We start from the raw sequence: 17,138 nt of genomic DNA on the forward strand, positions 1-17,138 counted from the left end.
GCCGGTAGGGAGACAGATCGGTTTCGCCGCGTCGATCTCGAGGGGGCAGAGAACGGTGTAACAGCCGACCAAGACGACCTCCAGTATCGGTAACCCTATGTGCCGAATACAGAGGGCGCTACATGTATGCCCGAAGGACCGAGAGCAAATCGCCTTCCAACGCTTGCTTAGTCGATGCGATCAGCGCACCCAGATCGTGGATCGTCCAAAAATCCGTGTACGAGGCGAGGATGGGCCCGTTCCCGTAGTCCGCTGCCCAGTGTCCCACGGGAACCGCGGTAACCGACTCGAGGTACACGAACTCCGTTTGATCGACTGTTACAGTTAACGGATCTCTCGAAACCGATCGTGCGGGGAGATCCGTCCGCGGCACGAGCGTCGCACAGTGTTCCGGTGGGAAGACGAGCCCCGTGTGATAGTTAAAGGGTGGACGAGAAAGGAGACCGACCAGGAGAACGGCCTTGTCCTCGCAGTCGCCTTCGCCGTCCACAAGGGTCTCGGACGGGTACCGGACGTATTCAGTCGTCCCTGTCGATTCCAGATCCGTGGCGTAGTCGATCGCCTCGACAAACGATTGGACGGCACGAAGCGCCTCGGGAAGAGCGGACGAAGCGGCCGTGATACGGTCGACGACGTCGTCGAGAAATTCGGTATTCCGGGCAGCGGTAACGGCGTCTGGAATCGAACCCGTTTCCTCGTGGGCCTCCTGATAAACGGATTTGGGAACGGGTATGCGCATCTCTTCTGTCCCGGTAGGCAGGTGCACAGTATACTGGCGAACGATATTCTCGTGGTCTCGCTCTTCTTCTCTCGAAACGCAGCCCGATAACGCGCCCATGCTTGCGACAGCCGTCGCAAGCACCTCTCGTCGCCTGCGGCGAACGGCCCCACTCTTCTCCTCTCGAGGGGTTTCAGGCGTTTGTCGGGACATTGTGATGGTTTCTGACACCTGCGAAAGGTGACCGGCTCCGATTGGAGAGGGGTATGTTACACAGAAAGCGGCTGCTATGAGAACCCCTATGTGATCAATACGCATGTGTAGGGGACGATGATTCGGGAGAAGCGTTCCGCTCACGCCGGCGGCGAGGATCGCCACACTCCCCAACTGATTCGCTCGCACGACTTCCTCGAGCGGTTTGCCATCGGTTCGCCGCTCCCCAGCGCGGGCCACTGCCTGATTCTGCGAAGCACTATTCCCGAAAGACCGCATGAGGTTCTATCGTTCACCGACCGATGCCAGCCAATGCCGATCCCTCCATCGATATTCGCCGCGCCACCCACGACGATTACGAGGCCGTCGTCGACTTCACGAGCGATATCTGGCCCGAACGCGGCGGCGACTACATTCCCCGAGTCTACCACGACTGGCTCGAGGACGAGCCCGGACAGGGCAAGAAGACCTTCCTCGCGGAGGTCGACGGCGAAGCCGCGGGGATCGTCCAGGGCGTCATGCTCACCGACGACGAGGCGTGGTTCCAGAGCATGCGCGTCGCGGCCGACTACCGCCGGCAGGGGGTGAGCCACCGGCTCAACGAGGCGACCTTCGAGTGGGCCCGCGATCGGGGCGCGACGGTCGGCCGCGTGATGATCTTCTCGTGGAACGCGGCCTCTTTCGGCGCGGCGCGGGCAAGCGGCTACGAGCCGATCACCGAGTTTCGCTTCGCCCACCCCGACCCCGATCCGGACGCCGACGGGCCGGCGTCACACGCGGTCTCGAGCGATCCCGCGGCCACGTGGCGGTACTGGACCCACAGCGACGCACGCGAGCACCTGTCGGGGCTCGCCCTCGCGCCCGAAGAGTCGTGGGCCGTCAGGGAACTCACTCGAGATGATCTCGAGCGGTTGGCCGAGGAGACGGCCGTCTTCGCGGTCGAGAGCGAGAGCGGACTCGCGGGGACGGCCTACCGATCGCGAACGTACGAGCGGCCGGTCGAGGGCGACGACTCGAACGATGACGAATCGGACGAGGGACCGAAAACCGAGACGTGGGCCGAGTACGGACTCGGCGCGTGGAAACACGTCGACGCCGCCCGCTCCCTGTTCGCGGCGATCGCCCGCGATGCCGCCGACTGCGGGGCCGACGAGACGCGGGTGTTGATCCCCGAGACGCCCAGACACGTCACCGACGCGCCCTACGCCGGGGTCGGGATCGCCGAGGAACCCGATTTCGTGTTAGGGATCGATCTCAGCGGGCAGTGACCGAACTGGGTAGAAGGGAGGACCGCGATCGTTCCGAATCGGCGGCTATCCGCCGCTGACCGGCGGAAACAGCGCCAGTTCGTCGCCCTCCTCGAGTTCCGTCTCAAGTCCTTCCTCTTCGACGAGTACGTTCGTCCCGTTTCGCAACACGTTGATCTGCGATCGCAGTTCGCCGTCCTCGAGTACGCGCCCCTCGAGTTCGGGGGCCGCCTCGAGCAGCGCCTCGAAGGCGTCGCCGACGGTATCGCCGGCCGCGGTATCGACGGTCACGTGTTTGTCGCCAGCGCGTTCGGCGAGGTCGGCGAACAGCTTCCACTCCGTAGGCATACGTGGCGCTATCGGTGCCGGCGGCAAGTAGCTACCGCTCCTGTGGCCGTTCCCGTTCGCGGTCGTCCTGTTCGTCGGCACTCGTCTCCCGCGCTTGCACCCGCTCGCCGCTGCGATCGCCTGCCTCGACCAGCGTCCGTTCGGTCACCCGCCGGAGCGCGTCGGGCCGCCCGAGCACGTAGGCGACGTCGCCGGCCGCGAGTCGCTCGTCGCCGGCCGGCAGCGGCAGGTACTCGTCGCCATCGCTGTCCCCGCCGTCACCGGCGTCACCGGCGTCACGATCCCGCTCGAGTGCCAACACCAGGACCGGTAGCGAGTCGACCGACAGTCCCGCAAGCGGGTCGGCAGTCCCGACCGAGACGGTTGTCACCGTCTCGTCGGCTGTTCGGAGCAGGGAAACGAGGTCCCGTTCGGCGTCGGGGCTGCCCGGCAGGGTCACGAGCCGGTACTCCCGCTCGGGCTCGAGGTCGTGGGCGTCCTCGGTGTCGAGGGCGACGGTCGCGACGTCGGCGGCGGTCGCACGCAGTTCGCCGCCGGCGACCCGCCGAGCGGTGCCGTCCTCGTCGTTGCGCGCCCAGATGCGGACCGCATCGCCCGGGCTGGCGTCGGCGGCGGGGTCGCCGGTCAGGGCGACGGCGACGGTTCCCGGCGCGAGCGTCGGCCCGATCCCCGCCGGTCGGCTCCCCACCGCGAGGAACTCGACGGTTCCGTCCGCGGCGAGGTCAGCGTCGACGTGCCCGATCCCGTGATCGCGCTCGAGGCGGGCGGTCAGTCGCTCGCGGAGTTGGTCGGCGGTGAGCCGGCGCGGGAAGAGGAACGTCTGGCCCGCGAGTTCGGCTTTCACCGACTCCTCGACGGCGTCGTAGCCGTCGATGTCGCCGATTTCCTCGGGCAGTTCGACGCTGACGACGCGGCCGGCCGAGCGGACGAGTTGGGAGACCTCGGTGATCGTCCGCGGCGTGGCGACCACGAACACGTCTCGGGCGAGGAAGTCACCCAGCCGTCGGCCGCCGTCGGCCGCGACCGCGCTGGCGGTGAACGCGGCGACGGTGTATATCGCGGTACTCGGGTCCGTCAGCGGCGTATCGCCGAGAATCGCCTGTTGCAGGGCGGATTGGGTGTTCAGCCAGATCGCGACCATCGCGACACCGAAGAGGACCGCGACGCCCTCGGGGACCTCCTCGGCGCTGTACCAGCGGTAGACAAACGCCACGCCGACACCCGCACCGGCCGCGAGCAGTGCGAACCCGAGGATCCCGACGAGCGCTTCTAGTAGCGTCTCGGACGAGAGCAGTTCGGACGAAACCAGTTGTGCGACACGAAGGGCTACCACGAGCGGTCACCCCCGGTCGTGTCCTCGGCGCGAGCGTCGATCACGGCGACGGCGAGGGTCATCGCGCGATCGCCTCCGTGAACGCTTCGGTGGCGTCCTCCGGCCCCGCGACAAAGGCCTCGTCGCCGGCCTCGAGTCGCCGCTCGATGCCGGGGCCGAACACCCAGCCGTGGCGGCGGCCGCTCGTCTCGCTGCCCTGTCGTCGCACCGCGAGTATCGTCACGTCCGCCGCCGATACGGTCTCGTCGTCCGCGCCGGCTGCGCCGACGGTGAACCGGCGGATGGCGTACCCTTCGCGTTTGACCAGCGCGAGCGCTTCGAACTCGCGGCTCGTACCGCGAGATCGCACGACGAGCCGCGGCGAGTCGGCCTCGAGGACGGGCTTGACGTCCCGCCGGGCGACGGCGAGGGTCACGCGTCCCGGCCCGCCGGCCGTCGCCGCGTTCGCCCTCGATGTCGGGGCGATCGTCTCCTCGTCTTCGCCGCCATCGGTCGCGATCTCGTCCGCTTCGGGTTCAGCCGGACTGGCGGCCGCGGTGCGTTCGTCGTCGACATCGGTCTGAGCGCTCAGCACTCGGCCGGTGATCGAGCGCTCGCCGGTTCGGACGGTCACCTCGTCCCCGCGGGCGAGCCCCGTCGGGACGAGCGTCGCGACCGAGACGGCGCGCTGGCCCATCGATACCCGGCGGGAGAGGCTCCCGGACGGCGGTGCCGCCACGATGGTTGCCCGCGCCTGTTCGTCGATCGTAACGTCGATGTCCGCGAGGTCGTGTTCCGTTCGCAGCCGCTCCTCGAGACGGGAGGCGAGTTCCGAGAGGGGGAGGTCGGCGGGCAGTCGCCACGAACCGGCCTTGAGCGCCTGCCGGAGATCGGGCGACAGCGGCGGATACCCCTCCATATCGTGGATTTCGCCGGTCGGGCGGACGGTGACTTGGCCGACCGAGCCGACGAGTTCGACGACGTCGGCCGAGAGGGTCCGTTGTCGGAGGCGGGTAAAGGAGAGTCGGCGCGGCAGTTCGGCCCCGAGTTTGTCGCCCTGACTGTGGGCGTAGAGCGCGAGCATGAGGACGACCAGTACGGCGACGAGCAGTCGCGGTGACTGGGCGATCGTCGGTTCGACGAGACCCAGCAGGCCGCCCTGAACGCTGGCGATCGACAGCGCGAGGACGACGACACCGAACCCGGGCAGCGTGACGCCGGTGAAGTACCGCACGAGGAAGCCGAGCGATCCGGCGACGAACGCGGGGACGATGCCGGTCAGAAGCCCGAGATAGAGGCCGAGCAGCACTTCGATCAGCAGATCGACCGGAAGCGATTGCATTGTCTGTCAGTGGGACGGAACCGTTAAATCAGCACCGACACGGGCACTGACGATCGCCCTCTCCGGGACGGAACCGGTGGTGGATTTATCGCCCTGCTCGTGGTAGCGATCCTATGCTCGCACGCGTCCTCGTCCCGATGGACGGCTCGATGCTCTCCGAGCACGCGCTCAGTTACGCCCTCGAGAACCATCCCGACGCGTCGGTCACCGTCCTCACTGTCGTCGGCGAGCCGTCCATGATGATGGGCGAAGCGGTGGGCCTCGCCTTCGAGGACGACCTCGAGGCGGCCGCGACGGAACGCGCCGAGGAGGTCTTCGACACCGCTCGCGAACTGGCCGCCGAGCACGACGCCGAAATCGACACCGTCGTCGCGGTCGGTCGCCCAGCGCGGGCGATCGTCACTCGCGCCGACGACTACGACGTGGTCGTGATCGGCAGTCACAGCGGGACTATGGTCGATCGGTTGTTCGTCGGTGATGTCGCCGAAACCGTGTTCGAGCGCTCGCCCGTGCCGGTGACCGTCGTTCGCTGATCTCGTTCGATCCCTCACAGGACGCCGGTTCGGACGAACTCGAGACGGAGACGTTTAACTAACACCGCCGCCCAGCGGTGTGTATGGTCGACGACCGGTCGCTGCGAGCGCGCCTGCCAAAGAACTGGCCGCGGGTCCTCACGACTCGAGCGGCCGTGATTCTCGTCTTGCTCGTCGCCTTGCTCTCGGTCGCGACCGCGGTCGTCAATATCGGGACGAATAGCGTCGGCGGTCCGCTCGCCGAATACGTTCCCGAAGCGGTCCAGAGCGCCGCCGCCTTTACCGGTGCGCTGACCGGGTTCATGATGGTCGGGAGCGCGCTCGCGCTCCGGCGCGGTCTGCGGACCGGCTGGTGGGCGACGTTGTTCTTGCTCCCGTTGACCGCGGCGCAGGGACTCCTCCAGTCGAGTCCGTACTCGCTGCCGCTGGTCGCCCTGTCGGGCGTTTCGATCCCGATACTGCTGTTTACCCGCAAGCGCTTTACCAAGCCCCTCTCGCTGTCGACGACCCAGATCGCGGCCGGCGCGTCGCTCGTGGGCGTCCAACTGTACGGCACGATCGGCGGCTACGCGCTCCGGGATGATTTCGACGGCATCAGCAGCATCCTCGACGCCTTCTACTTTACGCTGATCACCTCGAGTACGGTCGGCTACGGCGACGTGACGCCGAACCCCGGCTCGACCGAGGCGATGCTGTTTACGATGTCGGTGCTCGTCTTGGGCGTCGCCAGTTTCGGTATCGCCATCGGGGCGCTCGTGGGCCCGGCGATTCAGACCAGAATCTCGAAAACACTCGGAAAGATGACTGACTCACAGCTGCAACTGCTCGACGAGCACATCCTCGTGCTCGGCTACGGCGAACTGACGGAACCGATCGTCGACGAACTCGCGGACGCCGGCCGGCAGTTCGTCGTCGTCACCAACGACCGCGAGGCTGCGGCGACTCTTACCGATCGCGACCTCGCCGTCGTCAACGGCGATCCCAGCGACGAGGAGCCGCTTCGCCGCGCGAAAATCGACCGCGCGGCCGCGATCGTCGTCGCCACGAACCACGACGCCGAGGACGCCCTGGCCGTCCTCACCGCCCGCGAACTCGCGCCGGAGGCCCGCATCGTCGCCGCCGCGACCGACCGCGAGAACACCAAGAAACTCGAGCGGGCCGGTGCCGACGCCGTGATCAGTCCCTCGATGCTCGGGGGCCACCTGCTGGTTCGCTCGGCGCTCGGCAGCGACGAGAGCGGGCTGATCGATCGGATCCTCGAGCGGTGACCGCGGAAAGAGCCTGCTTTCTCGGACGCTCGGCGCACAAATCGCGTGGCCGCGTCTCTCCGTTCTGTGTCCCGGTGTCGGTCGTACCGAGACCGCTATCGGTGTCGACCGCGGTGGACGATCGCTACGTCTGCCTCGAGGTCGCTGAGTTTGCGAAACGTCGGCGGGGAGACGAACCGCGAGGCGGCCGACCGGTCGGTGCTCGAACCGACGAAGCAGACGTCATAGCGGGGTGCGGTCCGGCTGAGGTAGGCTTGGACTGACGCGGTGGCAACGTGGGTCTCGAAGGGGCCGGGGAACGCATCGACGAGGTCCGCGAGGGTCGCCTCCGCGCTGCGGCGGCGCGATTCGGTGTCGATACAGGTACAGACGCTGACCGGCTGGCCGGACTGGGACACCCGGATCGCGAAATCGAGCATCGCGCGAGCGGTGTCGCCGGCACCCCGGACCGCGACGAGGCTGTTCTGCCACCGCCGTCGCCGGATCCCGTTCGACCGGAACGCGATCACGTCGATCTCGCTGTCGAACAAGCCCGTGATAAACGCCGAGAGGCCACCGTCCTCGCGTTCGGCGTACGGCGCGACGATGAGATCGCAGTTCTGTGCCCGTGCCGTCTGCAAGACGAGCCCCGCCGAGCGGCCGCCGTCGGCCGCAACGACGACCTCGCAGGGAACGTCGTACGCGCTCTCGAGGTCGGCCGCGAGCGACTCGAGGCGGCGCGCGGCGTCGCCGGCCGCGCGTTCGGTGAAGCTCGCGCCCGCTTCACCGTCGCTTTCGGCGGTGGCCGCCCGTTGTCCCTCGGCGTCTTCGTCGTCGATGATGTCGAACAGTACCACTTTCCCCGCGTCGTGTGCGCCGGCGATCGACGCGGCAAAACGGGCGACCGTCTCGTCGGTGCCGCCCATCGGGACGAGTACGTGGTCGTCACCGCTGGTCGTCTGGTAGAGGTAGCGAGCGCGCTGCTCGTAGAAGTGCCGCCGCCAGACGACGAAGGCCGCCGCGACGAACGAACTCGAGACGACGATCCCAAGGACGTAGGCGAGTTGCGTGTTGCCGGTCACGAGGACGAGCAAAGCGGTCGAAAACGCTGTCGGTTCCTCGAGGTCGAGCGCCCACGTACAGACGCCGGTAAAGAAGATCCCGAGGGCGGCACCGGCCGCGTTGACCCCGCCGGCGTGCAGCCCGACGGCAGCCGCGAGTCCCAACGCGAACCAGCCACAGAGCGCGCCGACGGTCATCCCCCCGACGAACTTCGACGGCGTTGCGTACTTCCCCTCCGGATCGGCAAAGAGCGTGTAGGTTCCGGAGGCGAGCGGCGGGAACAACAGGAACGAAATCGCTGCCGTCATGTTCGCCAGCCACGTCACCACGGCGATCAACAGCGGGACGAACACGAGTACCGAGAGGTGGACGAGATTACCCGTGTGCTCGAGCCACCGCAGGGCGGCGTCGAGCTCGCGTCGCTCCAGCCGCCGGAGTCGTCTCGCGAGCGCGTACAGCCGCGCTCGCACACCCTCGAGCATAGGGTCCGTTGTTCGGGGCGCGACCAAAACCGTTCGGCTTCTACTCCGGTGCGCCCTCGAGAATCTCGACCCCGCTCGAGGCCCCGATCCGTTCGGCTCCGGCCTCGAGCATCGCGAGCGCGTCGTCGTAGCTGCCGACGCCGCCGCTTGCCTTGACCGGGAGATACTCGCTCATGAGTTCGACGTCCGCGACCGTGGCGCCGCCGCCGGCGAAGCCGGTCGAGGTTTTGACCATCGCCGCGTCGGCCGCGACGGCGGCCTCGCAGGCCCGGCGTTTCTCGGCGTCGGTCAGGAGCGCGGTCTCGATGATCACCTTGACCGGGATCGGCACCGCGGCGACCAGTTCCGCGAGCTCCGCCTCGACCGCCTCGTCCTCGCCCGCTCGCAGCCGGCCGACGTTGATCACGACGTCGAGTTCGTCCGCGCCGTCTTGCCACGCCGTGACGCCCTCTTTGCGTTTCACCGCGGGCGCGTGCTGGCCGTGCGGAAACCCGATCACCGTCGCGAGGGTCACGTCGGGTTCGTACTCGGCGGCCGTCTCGACCGCGTAGGGTGGGATACAGGCGTTCATGCCGTGCTCGGCGGCCGCGTCGAGGACGTGTCGAACGTCATCGAGGGTCGTCTCGGGGCCGAGGACGGTGTGGTCGATCAGGGTGGCGAGTTCGCTGCGGTCCATACACGGGCGACTCGCCGGATAAAGAAAAAGCCGCCCGATCGTCCCTTGCAGTGTCGTCGCCACACTGAAGCTTCTCGCCGCGGCAATGGTCGCCATCGCGACCGTGTTCGAGGCCGATCGCTGGCCCGTCCCCACCTGCGTGGCTCGGCCGCGATTCCCGGCCCGCGTCAATTACCGCGAGTGCCAACCGCGTTCGCGGCTCCGAATATCCGATAATCGGAAAGTGTTAGTCACTGGTGTGAGCTATTCCACCCTATGGTATTACCCGAGGGGTTCGTCATCCCGCCGTGGTACCTGCTGGTTCCGGTCATCGTCGTTCTCGGCGGGGTTATCGCGCTGTTGTGGGCACTCGAGCCGCCGGTGACCGACCGGACGGTCATCGCGTTCGCGCCGTGGATGATGTTCGGCGCGTGTCTCCACGTTCTCTACAAACTGGGTGCGTTCCCGGAAACGATCGAGCCGCTGTTTACCGCGCCGATGGTCTACGCGGTGACCGCGACTGTCGCGGGAATCGTCTGGGTTATCGCGATCTTCCTCCACGTCGGCGGGTTACAGCAAACGATCCCCCGCTTTGTCGGCATCGCCGGCACGGCGTTTTTCACCGTCTTCACGATGTTCGCGCTCTCGGTCGGCCTCGAGGAGGGCACCCTCGAGCCGTTCTGGCCGGTTATCGCCGTCGTTGTCGCGGGCATCGTCACCGCAATCGCGTGGATCGGGCTCAGTCTCTGGTTTACCGACATCGCGACGACCACGAGCGCGACGGGCGTGCTCGTCGTCTTCGGCCACACCTTAGACGGCGTCACGACCGCCATCGGCTACGATGTCCTCGGGGCCGGCGAGGACGTGCCGCTCTCGCTGCTGATTCTCGAGGCCGGCGCGGCGCTGCCGACCGCGGAGTACGTCGGTGCCGGCTGGCTGTTCGTCCTCGTCAAGGTCGCCCTCGCGATGGTCATCCTCGGGCTCTTCAGGGAGTACGTCGAAGAGGCACCGCGGCAGGGCCGGACGATGCTCGCACTGGTCGCCGCGGTCGGGCTCGGCCCGGCGGTCCACAATACGTTGCTGTTCGCCGTCGGCTAAGTCTCCGTTCTCGTCGCGACCGCGCACCGCCGCTACCACTGCGCGCTGTCACCTAGATTTTTGCCCAACCGGGGCGTCTTCTCGGTCGTATCGAATGGCTCCGGTCCGGGTACTCACCGCCGGCCACGTCAACTGGGACGTGACCCTTCGCATCGACAGGTTTCCCCGCCCCGACGGCGAGGCAGCGATCCGCTCACAGCGCCAGTCGGGCGGCGGCAGCGCCGCCAACGTCGCCGCCGCACTCGCCGGTCTCGACGTCGAGACCGAACTGATCGGCAGCGTCGGCGACGACGACCACGGCCTGCTCGCTCGTCGGGAACTCGAGGCCGCGGGCGTCTCTCTCGAGGGCGTCCGCGTGATCGAGGGGGCCGAAACGGCCGTCAAGTACCTGTTAGTCGACGAAACCGGCGAGGTCGCGATCCTCGGCAACGACGGCGTCAACGAGGCCGTGACACCCGCCGACCTCGAGCCGGGGCGGATCCGGGCGGTCGATCACGTCCACCTCACGGGTCAGTGGCCCGAGACCGCCGCCGCGATCGCACGCATCGCGGGCGAGGCCGGTATCTCCGTCAGCGTCGATCCCGGCCGCCGGATCGGCGATCGGGACTACGGCGAGGCGCTCGCGCTCGCCGACCTCGTCTTCGTCAGCGACCGGGAAGCCGCGGCGCTGCTCGAGGGCGACTCGATCGATGCGGCGACTGACGACCGGATCGTCGTCGTGACCTGCGGGGCCGACGGCGCGGAAGCGTACACGCCAGCGGGTCCCGTCGTTCACCCGGGGTTCGATATCGACCCGGTCGATACCGCCGGTGCGGGCGACGCCTTCGCCGCGGGATTCCTCGCGACGTGGCTCAGCGAGGAGGAAATCGACCGCGCGCTCGCGGTCGGCAACGCCTGCGGTGCGCTGACCGCGAGCCGCGACGGGGCGCGAAACGCGCCGACGAAGGGGGCGGTCGAAGACGTTCTCACGTCTCGATCCTGACCGATGCCTTCTTACGTATTCTCGTACCCGCCCGAAAGCGTCGTAGTCCTGCGGTTCTCACCGGGTGTTGTCTGACGGTAGCTATATGGGCGACGACGTTGGCCACTCGAGTGAACAGTCACGATCCCGTGACTGAGAGACATGACGGAAGGAAGGGTAAACCAGTCCCACGGGTGTGGCCTTCGACGGCGCATCCAGTACGACCGACGAGAAGACGAACCGCCGAGTATCGCCGCTGCAACGGCACTGGCGCGGTATTACGGTGACGACGTCACCGCAGCCAGTACGCAGCTGTACGACTACATTGATCCTGACGCACTCGATAGTCTCTTCGCCGAAACAAACCGAGGCGATAGCCGGTCGGCGGGGACCGTCGAGTTCGAGGTCGACGACGCGACCGTCACGATTCGACCCGAACGCGTCGACGTGTCCCCGATCGACTGACGGCGACGGGCGAGTCGCCGGTCGTCGGCCGGGCCGGGGGAAACGGGGTGCTGTCGAGGGTCGCCGGACGAGTCGGTCGCGTCTCGGCCCTTCCTCGAACCTTTTTTTGCACCGCCCGCGGAATCCGACGGTATGGCGACGCAGCCACACCTGCTGGTCGACGACGGAGATCTGACGGACATCGCGCTCATTCCGGGCGACCCCGGACGAGTCGATCGAATCGCCGATCACTGCGACGAATCGGAGACGGTCGCACAAAACCGCGAGTACAAACTCGTCAACGCCACCTACGAGGGTCGAGAACTGACGATCTGCTCGACGGGAATCGGCTGTCCCTCCGCCGCCATCGCCGTCGAGGAGATGGCCAACGTCGGCGTCGAGACGTTCCTCCGCGTCGGTACGACCGGCGCACTCCAGTCCGACATCGAGATCGGCGACATGATCGTCGCGACGGGCGCGGCGAAAAACGAGGGGACGAGCAAGCGCTACGAGGCCGCCGAGTATCCCGCGGTCCCGGACTACGACGTGCTCTCGGCGCTGGTCGACTCCGCCGAGGCGAACGACGAGGACGTCCACGTCGGCCCCATCGTCTCCGACGACGCCTTCTATGCCGAAACCGACGACCACGTCGCCGACTGGGAGGCCGCCGGCATGTTAGCCGTCGAGATGGAGGCCGCCGCCGTCTTCTCGCTGGCCCGCCGCAAGGGACTGCGCGCCGGCGCGATCTGTACCGTCGACGGCAACCTCGTCGAAGGCACCCAGAAGGGGACTGACACCGAGGACGACGAACTCCCTGACAAGGCGAAAAACAACGTCGGGCGCGCGATCGACCTCTCGCTCGAGGCCGCGACCGAACTGTAAGCCGCGTCGAACCGACCCTTCTACTCCTTCGAGCGACCGAACAGCCGCTCACGGAGCGACCGCTTCGTCGGTCGCTCGGCGAGCAACACGGAACACTCGAGGTCGTCGACGACGTCGAAGACGAGCGAACCGCGGACGAGCCGGGAGAGCAGGCCGCGTTCCGTCGCGCCGATGATCACGAGCGTCTCCCCGGCGGCCTCGCGGGCGATCGCGCCTTCGATATCGCCCGACGTATCGACCGTGAGCACGGCGTCCCCGATATCGTGGTCGGCAGCCCACTCGGTGAAGAACGCCTCGCCGGCGTCGCGCTCGCTCTCGTCGTCGACGACGTGGAGCAGGTCGATCGAGGCACCGGTGGCCGAACGCAGCGTTCTCGCGATCTCGGCGCTGAGATCGGAGTCCGGTCCGCCGGCGGTCGGCAGCAGGATCCGGCTGGGATCGTAGCCCCGGTCTTTCAACACGAGGAAGTCACACGGGAGGTCGCGGGCGAGTTCGTCGAGCGGCTGTTCGGCGCGGCCGGCCGACCACGACCGGTCCCCGCCCCAGCCCATCACCACCTGATCGGCGTCGTACTGGCGGGCGGCGTCGAACACCTCCTCGACGGAGCGATGCGAGGCGATCGTCGTCGTCTCGATGTCCACTTCGTGGGCCGCGGCGTGCTCCCGGGCCTGCTCGAGCAGCTTCTCGGATTCGCTGTCGATCCGTTCGGCACCGCGGTCCAGCGGCGTCTGGTCGGGCACCTGGACGATGTGGATCGCGTGGACGATGCCGTCGCGTTCGGCGGCGAGCGTGCTGGCCAGCGAGATAAGGTGCCGTTCAGTCCGCGGGTTCGACAGCGGGACCATCACGCGGTGTTCGTCGGCGGCGTCGGGGCTGGCTGCACTGGCCGCCGAAACCGCGATATCGGGCATCGCATCGGATCGGTCGAGGACGTACCGGCCGAGGACGCCCTGCCGAGGCGTCTTCGAGCGCGCGTACAGCGCGTACCACAGCACCGCGACGGCGACGAAAGCGAGGCTCAGCCCGATCTCGATCGGGTCCATGAACCCGATGAGGCCGAAGGAAAGCACCGCGCCGACGATCGGTGTCACCGGGTAGAACGGCACTCGAAAGTCGGGGTCGTAGTCGGGCACGTCGGCCTGCCGGAACGCGATCAGCGCGAGGTTCATCAGGCCGTAGACGATCAGGTGGAGCACGCTCGCCGCCTTCGCGAGGATCTCGAGGTCTTGGCCCAGCGCGGCGATGAACACGACGATGACGCTGCCGGTCAGCAGGATCGACCGGTAGGGCGTCGCGTACGTGGGGTGAATCTCGTTGAGTTTGTCCGTGACGATCTTGTCCCGGCCCATGGCGAAGTTGATCCGGGCCGACGAGAGGATCGACGCGTTCGCGCTCGAGGCGGTCGCGAGCATCGCGGCCAGCGAGATCAGGGTGACGCCGACGGCGTCGAGCAGGGGGATTCCGGCGAACGTGATCTCGGCGGCCTGCGAGACGGGGACGCTGTCGTCGAGCGAGTGCCACGGGACGATGCCGACCATCGTGCCGACGAGGACGGCGTAGACGGCCGTCACGACGGCGACGCTGCCGATGACCGCGATCGGAAGGTTCCGGCCGGGGTTTTTCAGTTCCTCCGCGACGGTCGCGATCTTCGCGTAGCCCAGAAAGGAGACGAAGACGAGGGCGGTGCCGGGGAGGATCGCGCCGTACCCCTGTTCGGTCGGCGCGAGACCGTCGGTCGTCAACGTCTCCCAATTGAAATGGAGGAAGCCGGTCGCGGCGAAGACCGTGAGAATTCCCAGCAGAACCGTGACGATCACCGTCTGGACGCCGCCGGTCTCCTTCGCGCCCATGTAGTTGACCCCGACGAACAGGACCCCGGCAATCAGGGCACCCAGCTGGATGTCCGTCAGCGCGAACAGCCCGAACTTGAGCGTCGGCAGCGCGAGCACCGTGCCGGCGAGCAGGTCGGTGAGATACCCGCCGAAGCCAATGCAGTAAAACGCCGATGCGAATGCCAGCCCCATCCAGTCGCCCATGCCGGAGATCGAGCCGAACAGTGGGCCGAGGCCGCGGTTGACGTAGTAGTAGCCGCCGCCGGCTTTCGGCATCGCCGTCCCGAGTTCGCTCACTGCCAACGCGTTGACCATCGCAATCGCGCCGCCGATCACAAACGAGGCGACGACGATCGGCCCGGCCTCTTGTGCGGCGGCACCGGGGAGGACGAAGATCCCCGCGCCGATCATCGTCCCCATGCCGATCGCGAGCGCGGACAGGAGCCCCAGATCCTTGGCGAGTTCGTCGTCACTCATCGGTATCCCCCGGCGGGAGGACCACCAGCGGCCGGTCGGTGTTCGAGACTAACTTCTGTGCGACATCACCGGAGAGCAACTTCTTCCACCGGCTCGCGCCGCGGGGCGTGAACACGATCGACGTAGCGTCGATTTGGTCGGCATGCTCGAGAATCGCCGTCGCGACATCGGTTCCGTAGAGAATCTCTGTTTCGAGGGAAATGATTTCCTCGGCCAGTACCGCATCGACGCGGTCGAAAATGCGGCCAGCTACCTCTTTTCGCTGTTCGACGCCGGCCTTGTCCGGCGCGCCACCGGCCTTCTCGATCACGTGAACGACGTGTAGCGTCGCGTCACCGTTGTCGATTTCCCGGAGGAGCGCCCGACACGTGGCCTCGGCGTCTCGCTCGTTGGCGATCGGGACGAGGACCGTCTCGAAGAGGGAGTGTCCCATCGACTTACCTCTCACTCCGACCGGCTTCGAACGGGTTCGTTCCAGCGATCGGTTCTCTCCCCTCCGAAATCGGCGGCGAAAGCTGTGACGCGGTCATCTGTTCGGGCCTTCCCGCCCAGAATCATAAAATACTCGATTGTATTCCTTATACCTCAATTTTCTAGACCTGTATTGATGATTGCTGAAAGTAGACTATTGTCTGACACGATCCAAAGTAAATCAGCATATAGCGGAGGACGCGTAACGAACGGGCATGGACTATCGGCTCGACGAGATCGATCGGCGGATTATCCACGCGTTGATGGGTGACGCGCGGAATACCTCGGCTCCAACGATCGCGGACGATCTGAACGTCTCTCCCGGAACCATTCGGAACCGAATCTCGCAACTCGAGGAGCAGGGTATCATCACCGGCTATCACGCGAGCATCGATTTCGAACGGGCGGACGGCCACCTCCCGAACCTCTTCATGTGTAACGCGCCGGTCTCCGAGCGGGAGTCGGTCGCGCGCCAGGCCCGGATCATTCCGGGGGTCGTCAACGTCCGCGAACTGATGACCGGCCGGCGGAACCTGCACGTGCTCGCGGTCGGGAGCGACACCGAGGACCTACGCCGGGTCGCCCGATCGCTCTCGGACCTCGGCATCGAGATCGAAGACGAGGTCCTCGTCCAGACCGAAACGACCTGCGCGTACGCGCCGTACGGTCCCAACGACGAGACCCGAAACGCCGTGCTCACGGACTTCATCAGTCTCTCCGGCGATGCGGAAGTCGCGGAAGTAACCGTCGATCGGGACGCCCCGGCCGCCGGAATGCGGATTCATGAGGCGGCCCGCTGTGACACGCTCACCGACGACACGCTCGTGATCGCCATCGAACGGGACGATACGGTGTTGACACCCCACGGCGACACGGAAATCCGCGCCGACGACATCGTCACGCTGTTCTCGCGGGGCGGTGTGACCGACGAAACGATCGCGAACTTTGACTCGAGCGAGCCCGTCGACTCCTGACCGAACTGCTCGTAAAATCAGCTTCTCCGACTACTCCGCCGTGAGCCGTCGCGCGAGCGTCGTCGTCCGATCGGTCAGCGTCTCGGTCGTCTCCGAGGCTCCCTGTAGCCGATCGTTGATCGTCTCGAACAACGCCTCGAACGCGAGCGTTCCGTCCTCGTCCTGCCATGCCGCCGTTTCGCGTGCTTCGAGCCCGCAGCGTGGACACGTCTCTCCCTCGAGTGAGTCGAAACAGCCGTGACAGCGCTCGAGGCCGACCGCGACCGTTTCGCTCAGCATGACGACCTCGCGGAGCGTCGACTGCAGGTCGGCCGCGGCGTCGGAAAAGTCCGCGAGCGCGGTCCGGACCTCGGAGTCGTACGCGCCGTCATCGAGGGCGGCGAGGTGCTCGAGTCGCGCGTCGACGATCGCGATCGCGAGCGAGACGTCGCGGCGACTGCGGCGATACGCCGAGATCGAGTCGTCGAGTTCGGCGTCGGTCCCGTTGTCGACGGTCGACTCGAGTGTGGCGGGTAGCGACGTCGCGGCCGACGCGAACGACGCGACGTCCGAAATCGTCTCGCCCTGCACGCCGGTCGTCTCGCGGACGCGGTGGAACAGTTCGTCGCTGGCGACCGGATCCGTCGACGCCGGGGCCTCGAGCGTCGCGAAACAGTCGTCACAGACGGTGACGAGCGCACTCTCGTGGACGTGGCCGTCGAGGGGAACGTCGCCCACGGGGAAGAGTCGAAGCGTGGCCGGGTCGTCGCCGCCGTCGGTGTCGCAGTGTCGACAGGAGTGCCCGTCGCGGTCGAATACGGCCTCGCGGTCGGCGCGCCAGTCGCGTGAAGTCACGAGCGA

17 protein-coding genes are annotated in these 17,138 nt (G+C 67.0%); 8 read left to right on the top strand and 9 right to left on the bottom strand.

Annotated elements, in window-relative coordinates; translation table 11 throughout:
* Positions 1–118 precede the first annotated feature (118 nt).
* Complete coding sequence (locus tag ACJYUO_RS00430; protein WP_494343452.1) at positions 119–1,096, bottom strand: transglutaminase-like domain-containing protein; 978 nt, start codon at positions 1,094–1,096, stop codon at positions 119–121.
* 137 nt (positions 1,097–1,233) lie between these two features.
* On the opposite strand from ACJYUO_RS00430, the gene ACJYUO_RS00435 reads away from it, so the two are divergent.
* Positions 1,234–2,199 carry a GNAT family N-acetyltransferase gene (locus tag ACJYUO_RS00435; RefSeq protein ID WP_494343453.1) on the top strand — a complete coding sequence of 322 codons (966 nt, stop codon included), beginning with the start codon at positions 1,234–1,236 and terminating at the stop codon, positions 2,197–2,199.
* A gap of 45 nt (positions 2,200–2,244) precedes the next feature.
* Here ACJYUO_RS00435 and ACJYUO_RS00440 read toward each other — a convergent pair whose 3' ends face one another.
* From ACJYUO_RS00440 to ACJYUO_RS00450, 3 genes are read right to left on the bottom strand one after another with little or no spacing between them, the layout of a single operon-like run.
* The gene (locus tag ACJYUO_RS00440) at positions 2,245–2,526 is read right to left on the bottom strand and encodes a ubiquitin-like small modifier protein 1 (protein WP_494343454.1); all 282 of its coding nucleotides are present in this window, start codon (positions 2,524–2,526) and stop codon (positions 2,245–2,247) included.
* Between the two features lie 31 nt (positions 2,527–2,557).
* The gene (locus ACJYUO_RS00445) at positions 2,558–3,859 is read right to left on the bottom strand and encodes a DUF8167 domain-containing protein (protein WP_494343455.1); all 1,302 of its coding nucleotides are present in this window, start codon (positions 3,857–3,859) and stop codon (positions 2,558–2,560) included.
* 58 nt (positions 3,860–3,917) lie between these two features.
* On the bottom strand, positions 3,918–5,180 hold the full coding sequence (locus tag ACJYUO_RS00450; protein WP_494343456.1) for a DUF8167 domain-containing protein: 1,263 nt from the start codon (positions 5,178–5,180) through the stop codon (positions 3,918–3,920).
* Positions 5,181–5,293: 113 nt separating this feature from the next.
* On the opposite strand from ACJYUO_RS00450, the gene ACJYUO_RS00455 reads away from it, so the two are divergent.
* Together ACJYUO_RS00455 and ACJYUO_RS00460 are read left to right on the top strand one after the other, a co-directional pair.
* Positions 5,294–5,713, top strand: coding sequence for a universal stress protein (locus ACJYUO_RS00455; protein WP_494343457.1), 420 nt, complete (start codon positions 5,294–5,296; stop codon positions 5,711–5,713).
* A gap of 83 nt (positions 5,714–5,796) precedes the next feature.
* Positions 5,797–6,981, top strand: a complete 1,185-nt coding sequence (locus ACJYUO_RS00460; RefSeq protein ID WP_494343458.1) for an NAD-binding protein — start codon at positions 5,797–5,799, stop codon at positions 6,979–6,981.
* A gap of 95 nt (positions 6,982–7,076) precedes the next feature.
* On the opposite strand, the gene ACJYUO_RS00465 is transcribed toward ACJYUO_RS00460, so the two are convergent.
* The gene (locus ACJYUO_RS00465; protein WP_494343459.1) at positions 7,077–8,504 is read right to left on the bottom strand and encodes an HPP family protein; all 1,428 of its coding nucleotides are present in this window, start codon (positions 8,502–8,504) and stop codon (positions 7,077–7,079) included.
* Between the two features lie 40 nt (positions 8,505–8,544).
* On the bottom strand, positions 8,545–9,180 hold the full coding sequence (deoC, locus tag ACJYUO_RS00470; RefSeq protein WP_494343460.1) for a deoxyribose-phosphate aldolase: 636 nt from the start codon (positions 9,178–9,180) through the stop codon (positions 8,545–8,547).
* Between the two features lie 255 nt (positions 9,181–9,435).
* Between deoC and ACJYUO_RS00475 the strand changes: the two genes are divergently transcribed.
* From ACJYUO_RS00475 to ACJYUO_RS00490, 4 genes are all read left to right on the top strand, one after another.
* The gene (locus ACJYUO_RS00475; protein WP_494343461.1) at positions 9,436–10,257 is read left to right on the top strand and encodes a DUF63 family protein; all 822 of its coding nucleotides are present in this window, start codon (positions 9,436–9,438) and stop codon (positions 10,255–10,257) included.
* Between the two features lie 94 nt (positions 10,258–10,351).
* Entirely contained in the window at positions 10,352–11,239 is an 888-nt protein-coding gene (locus ACJYUO_RS00480) for an ATP-dependent ribose-1-phosphate kinase (RefSeq protein WP_494343462.1), read from the top strand.
* A gap of 141 nt (positions 11,240–11,380) precedes the next feature.
* Complete coding sequence (locus ACJYUO_RS00485; RefSeq protein WP_494343463.1) at positions 11,381–11,683, top strand: HalOD1 output domain-containing protein; 303 nt, start codon at positions 11,381–11,383, stop codon at positions 11,681–11,683.
* A gap of 132 nt (positions 11,684–11,815) precedes the next feature.
* On the top strand, positions 11,816–12,544 hold the full coding sequence (locus ACJYUO_RS00490; RefSeq protein WP_494343464.1) for a guanosine phosphorylase: 729 nt from the start codon (positions 11,816–11,818) through the stop codon (positions 12,542–12,544).
* Positions 12,545–12,564: 20 nt separating this feature from the next.
* Here ACJYUO_RS00490 and ACJYUO_RS00495 read toward each other — a convergent pair whose 3' ends face one another.
* Together ACJYUO_RS00495 and ACJYUO_RS00500 are read right to left on the bottom strand one after the other, a co-directional pair.
* The gene (locus ACJYUO_RS00495; protein WP_494343465.1) at positions 12,565–14,853 is read right to left on the bottom strand and encodes an amino acid permease; all 2,289 of its coding nucleotides are present in this window, start codon (positions 14,851–14,853) and stop codon (positions 12,565–12,567) included.
* The gene (locus tag ACJYUO_RS00500; protein ID WP_494343466.1) at positions 14,846–15,286 is read right to left on the bottom strand and encodes a universal stress protein; all 441 of its coding nucleotides are present in this window, start codon (positions 15,284–15,286) and stop codon (positions 14,846–14,848) included. The genes ACJYUO_RS00495 and ACJYUO_RS00500 overlap by 8 nt, the downstream gene beginning before the upstream one ends.
* 253 nt (positions 15,287–15,539) lie before the next feature.
* Between ACJYUO_RS00500 and ACJYUO_RS00505 the strand changes: the two genes are divergently transcribed.
* Positions 15,540–16,298, top strand: coding sequence for an Lrp/AsnC family transcriptional regulator (locus tag ACJYUO_RS00505; protein ID WP_494343467.1), 759 nt, complete (start codon positions 15,540–15,542; stop codon positions 16,296–16,298).
* Between the two features lie 30 nt (positions 16,299–16,328).
* Here ACJYUO_RS00505 and ACJYUO_RS00510 read toward each other — a convergent pair whose 3' ends face one another.
* Positions 16,329–17,132 carry an HNH endonuclease gene (locus ACJYUO_RS00510; protein WP_494343468.1) on the bottom strand — a complete coding sequence of 268 codons (804 nt, stop codon included), beginning with the start codon at positions 17,130–17,132 and terminating at the stop codon, positions 16,329–16,331.
* Between the last annotated feature and the right edge of the window lie 6 nt (positions 17,133–17,138).

Source organism: Natrinema sp. CRL1 (assembly GCF_059162405.1).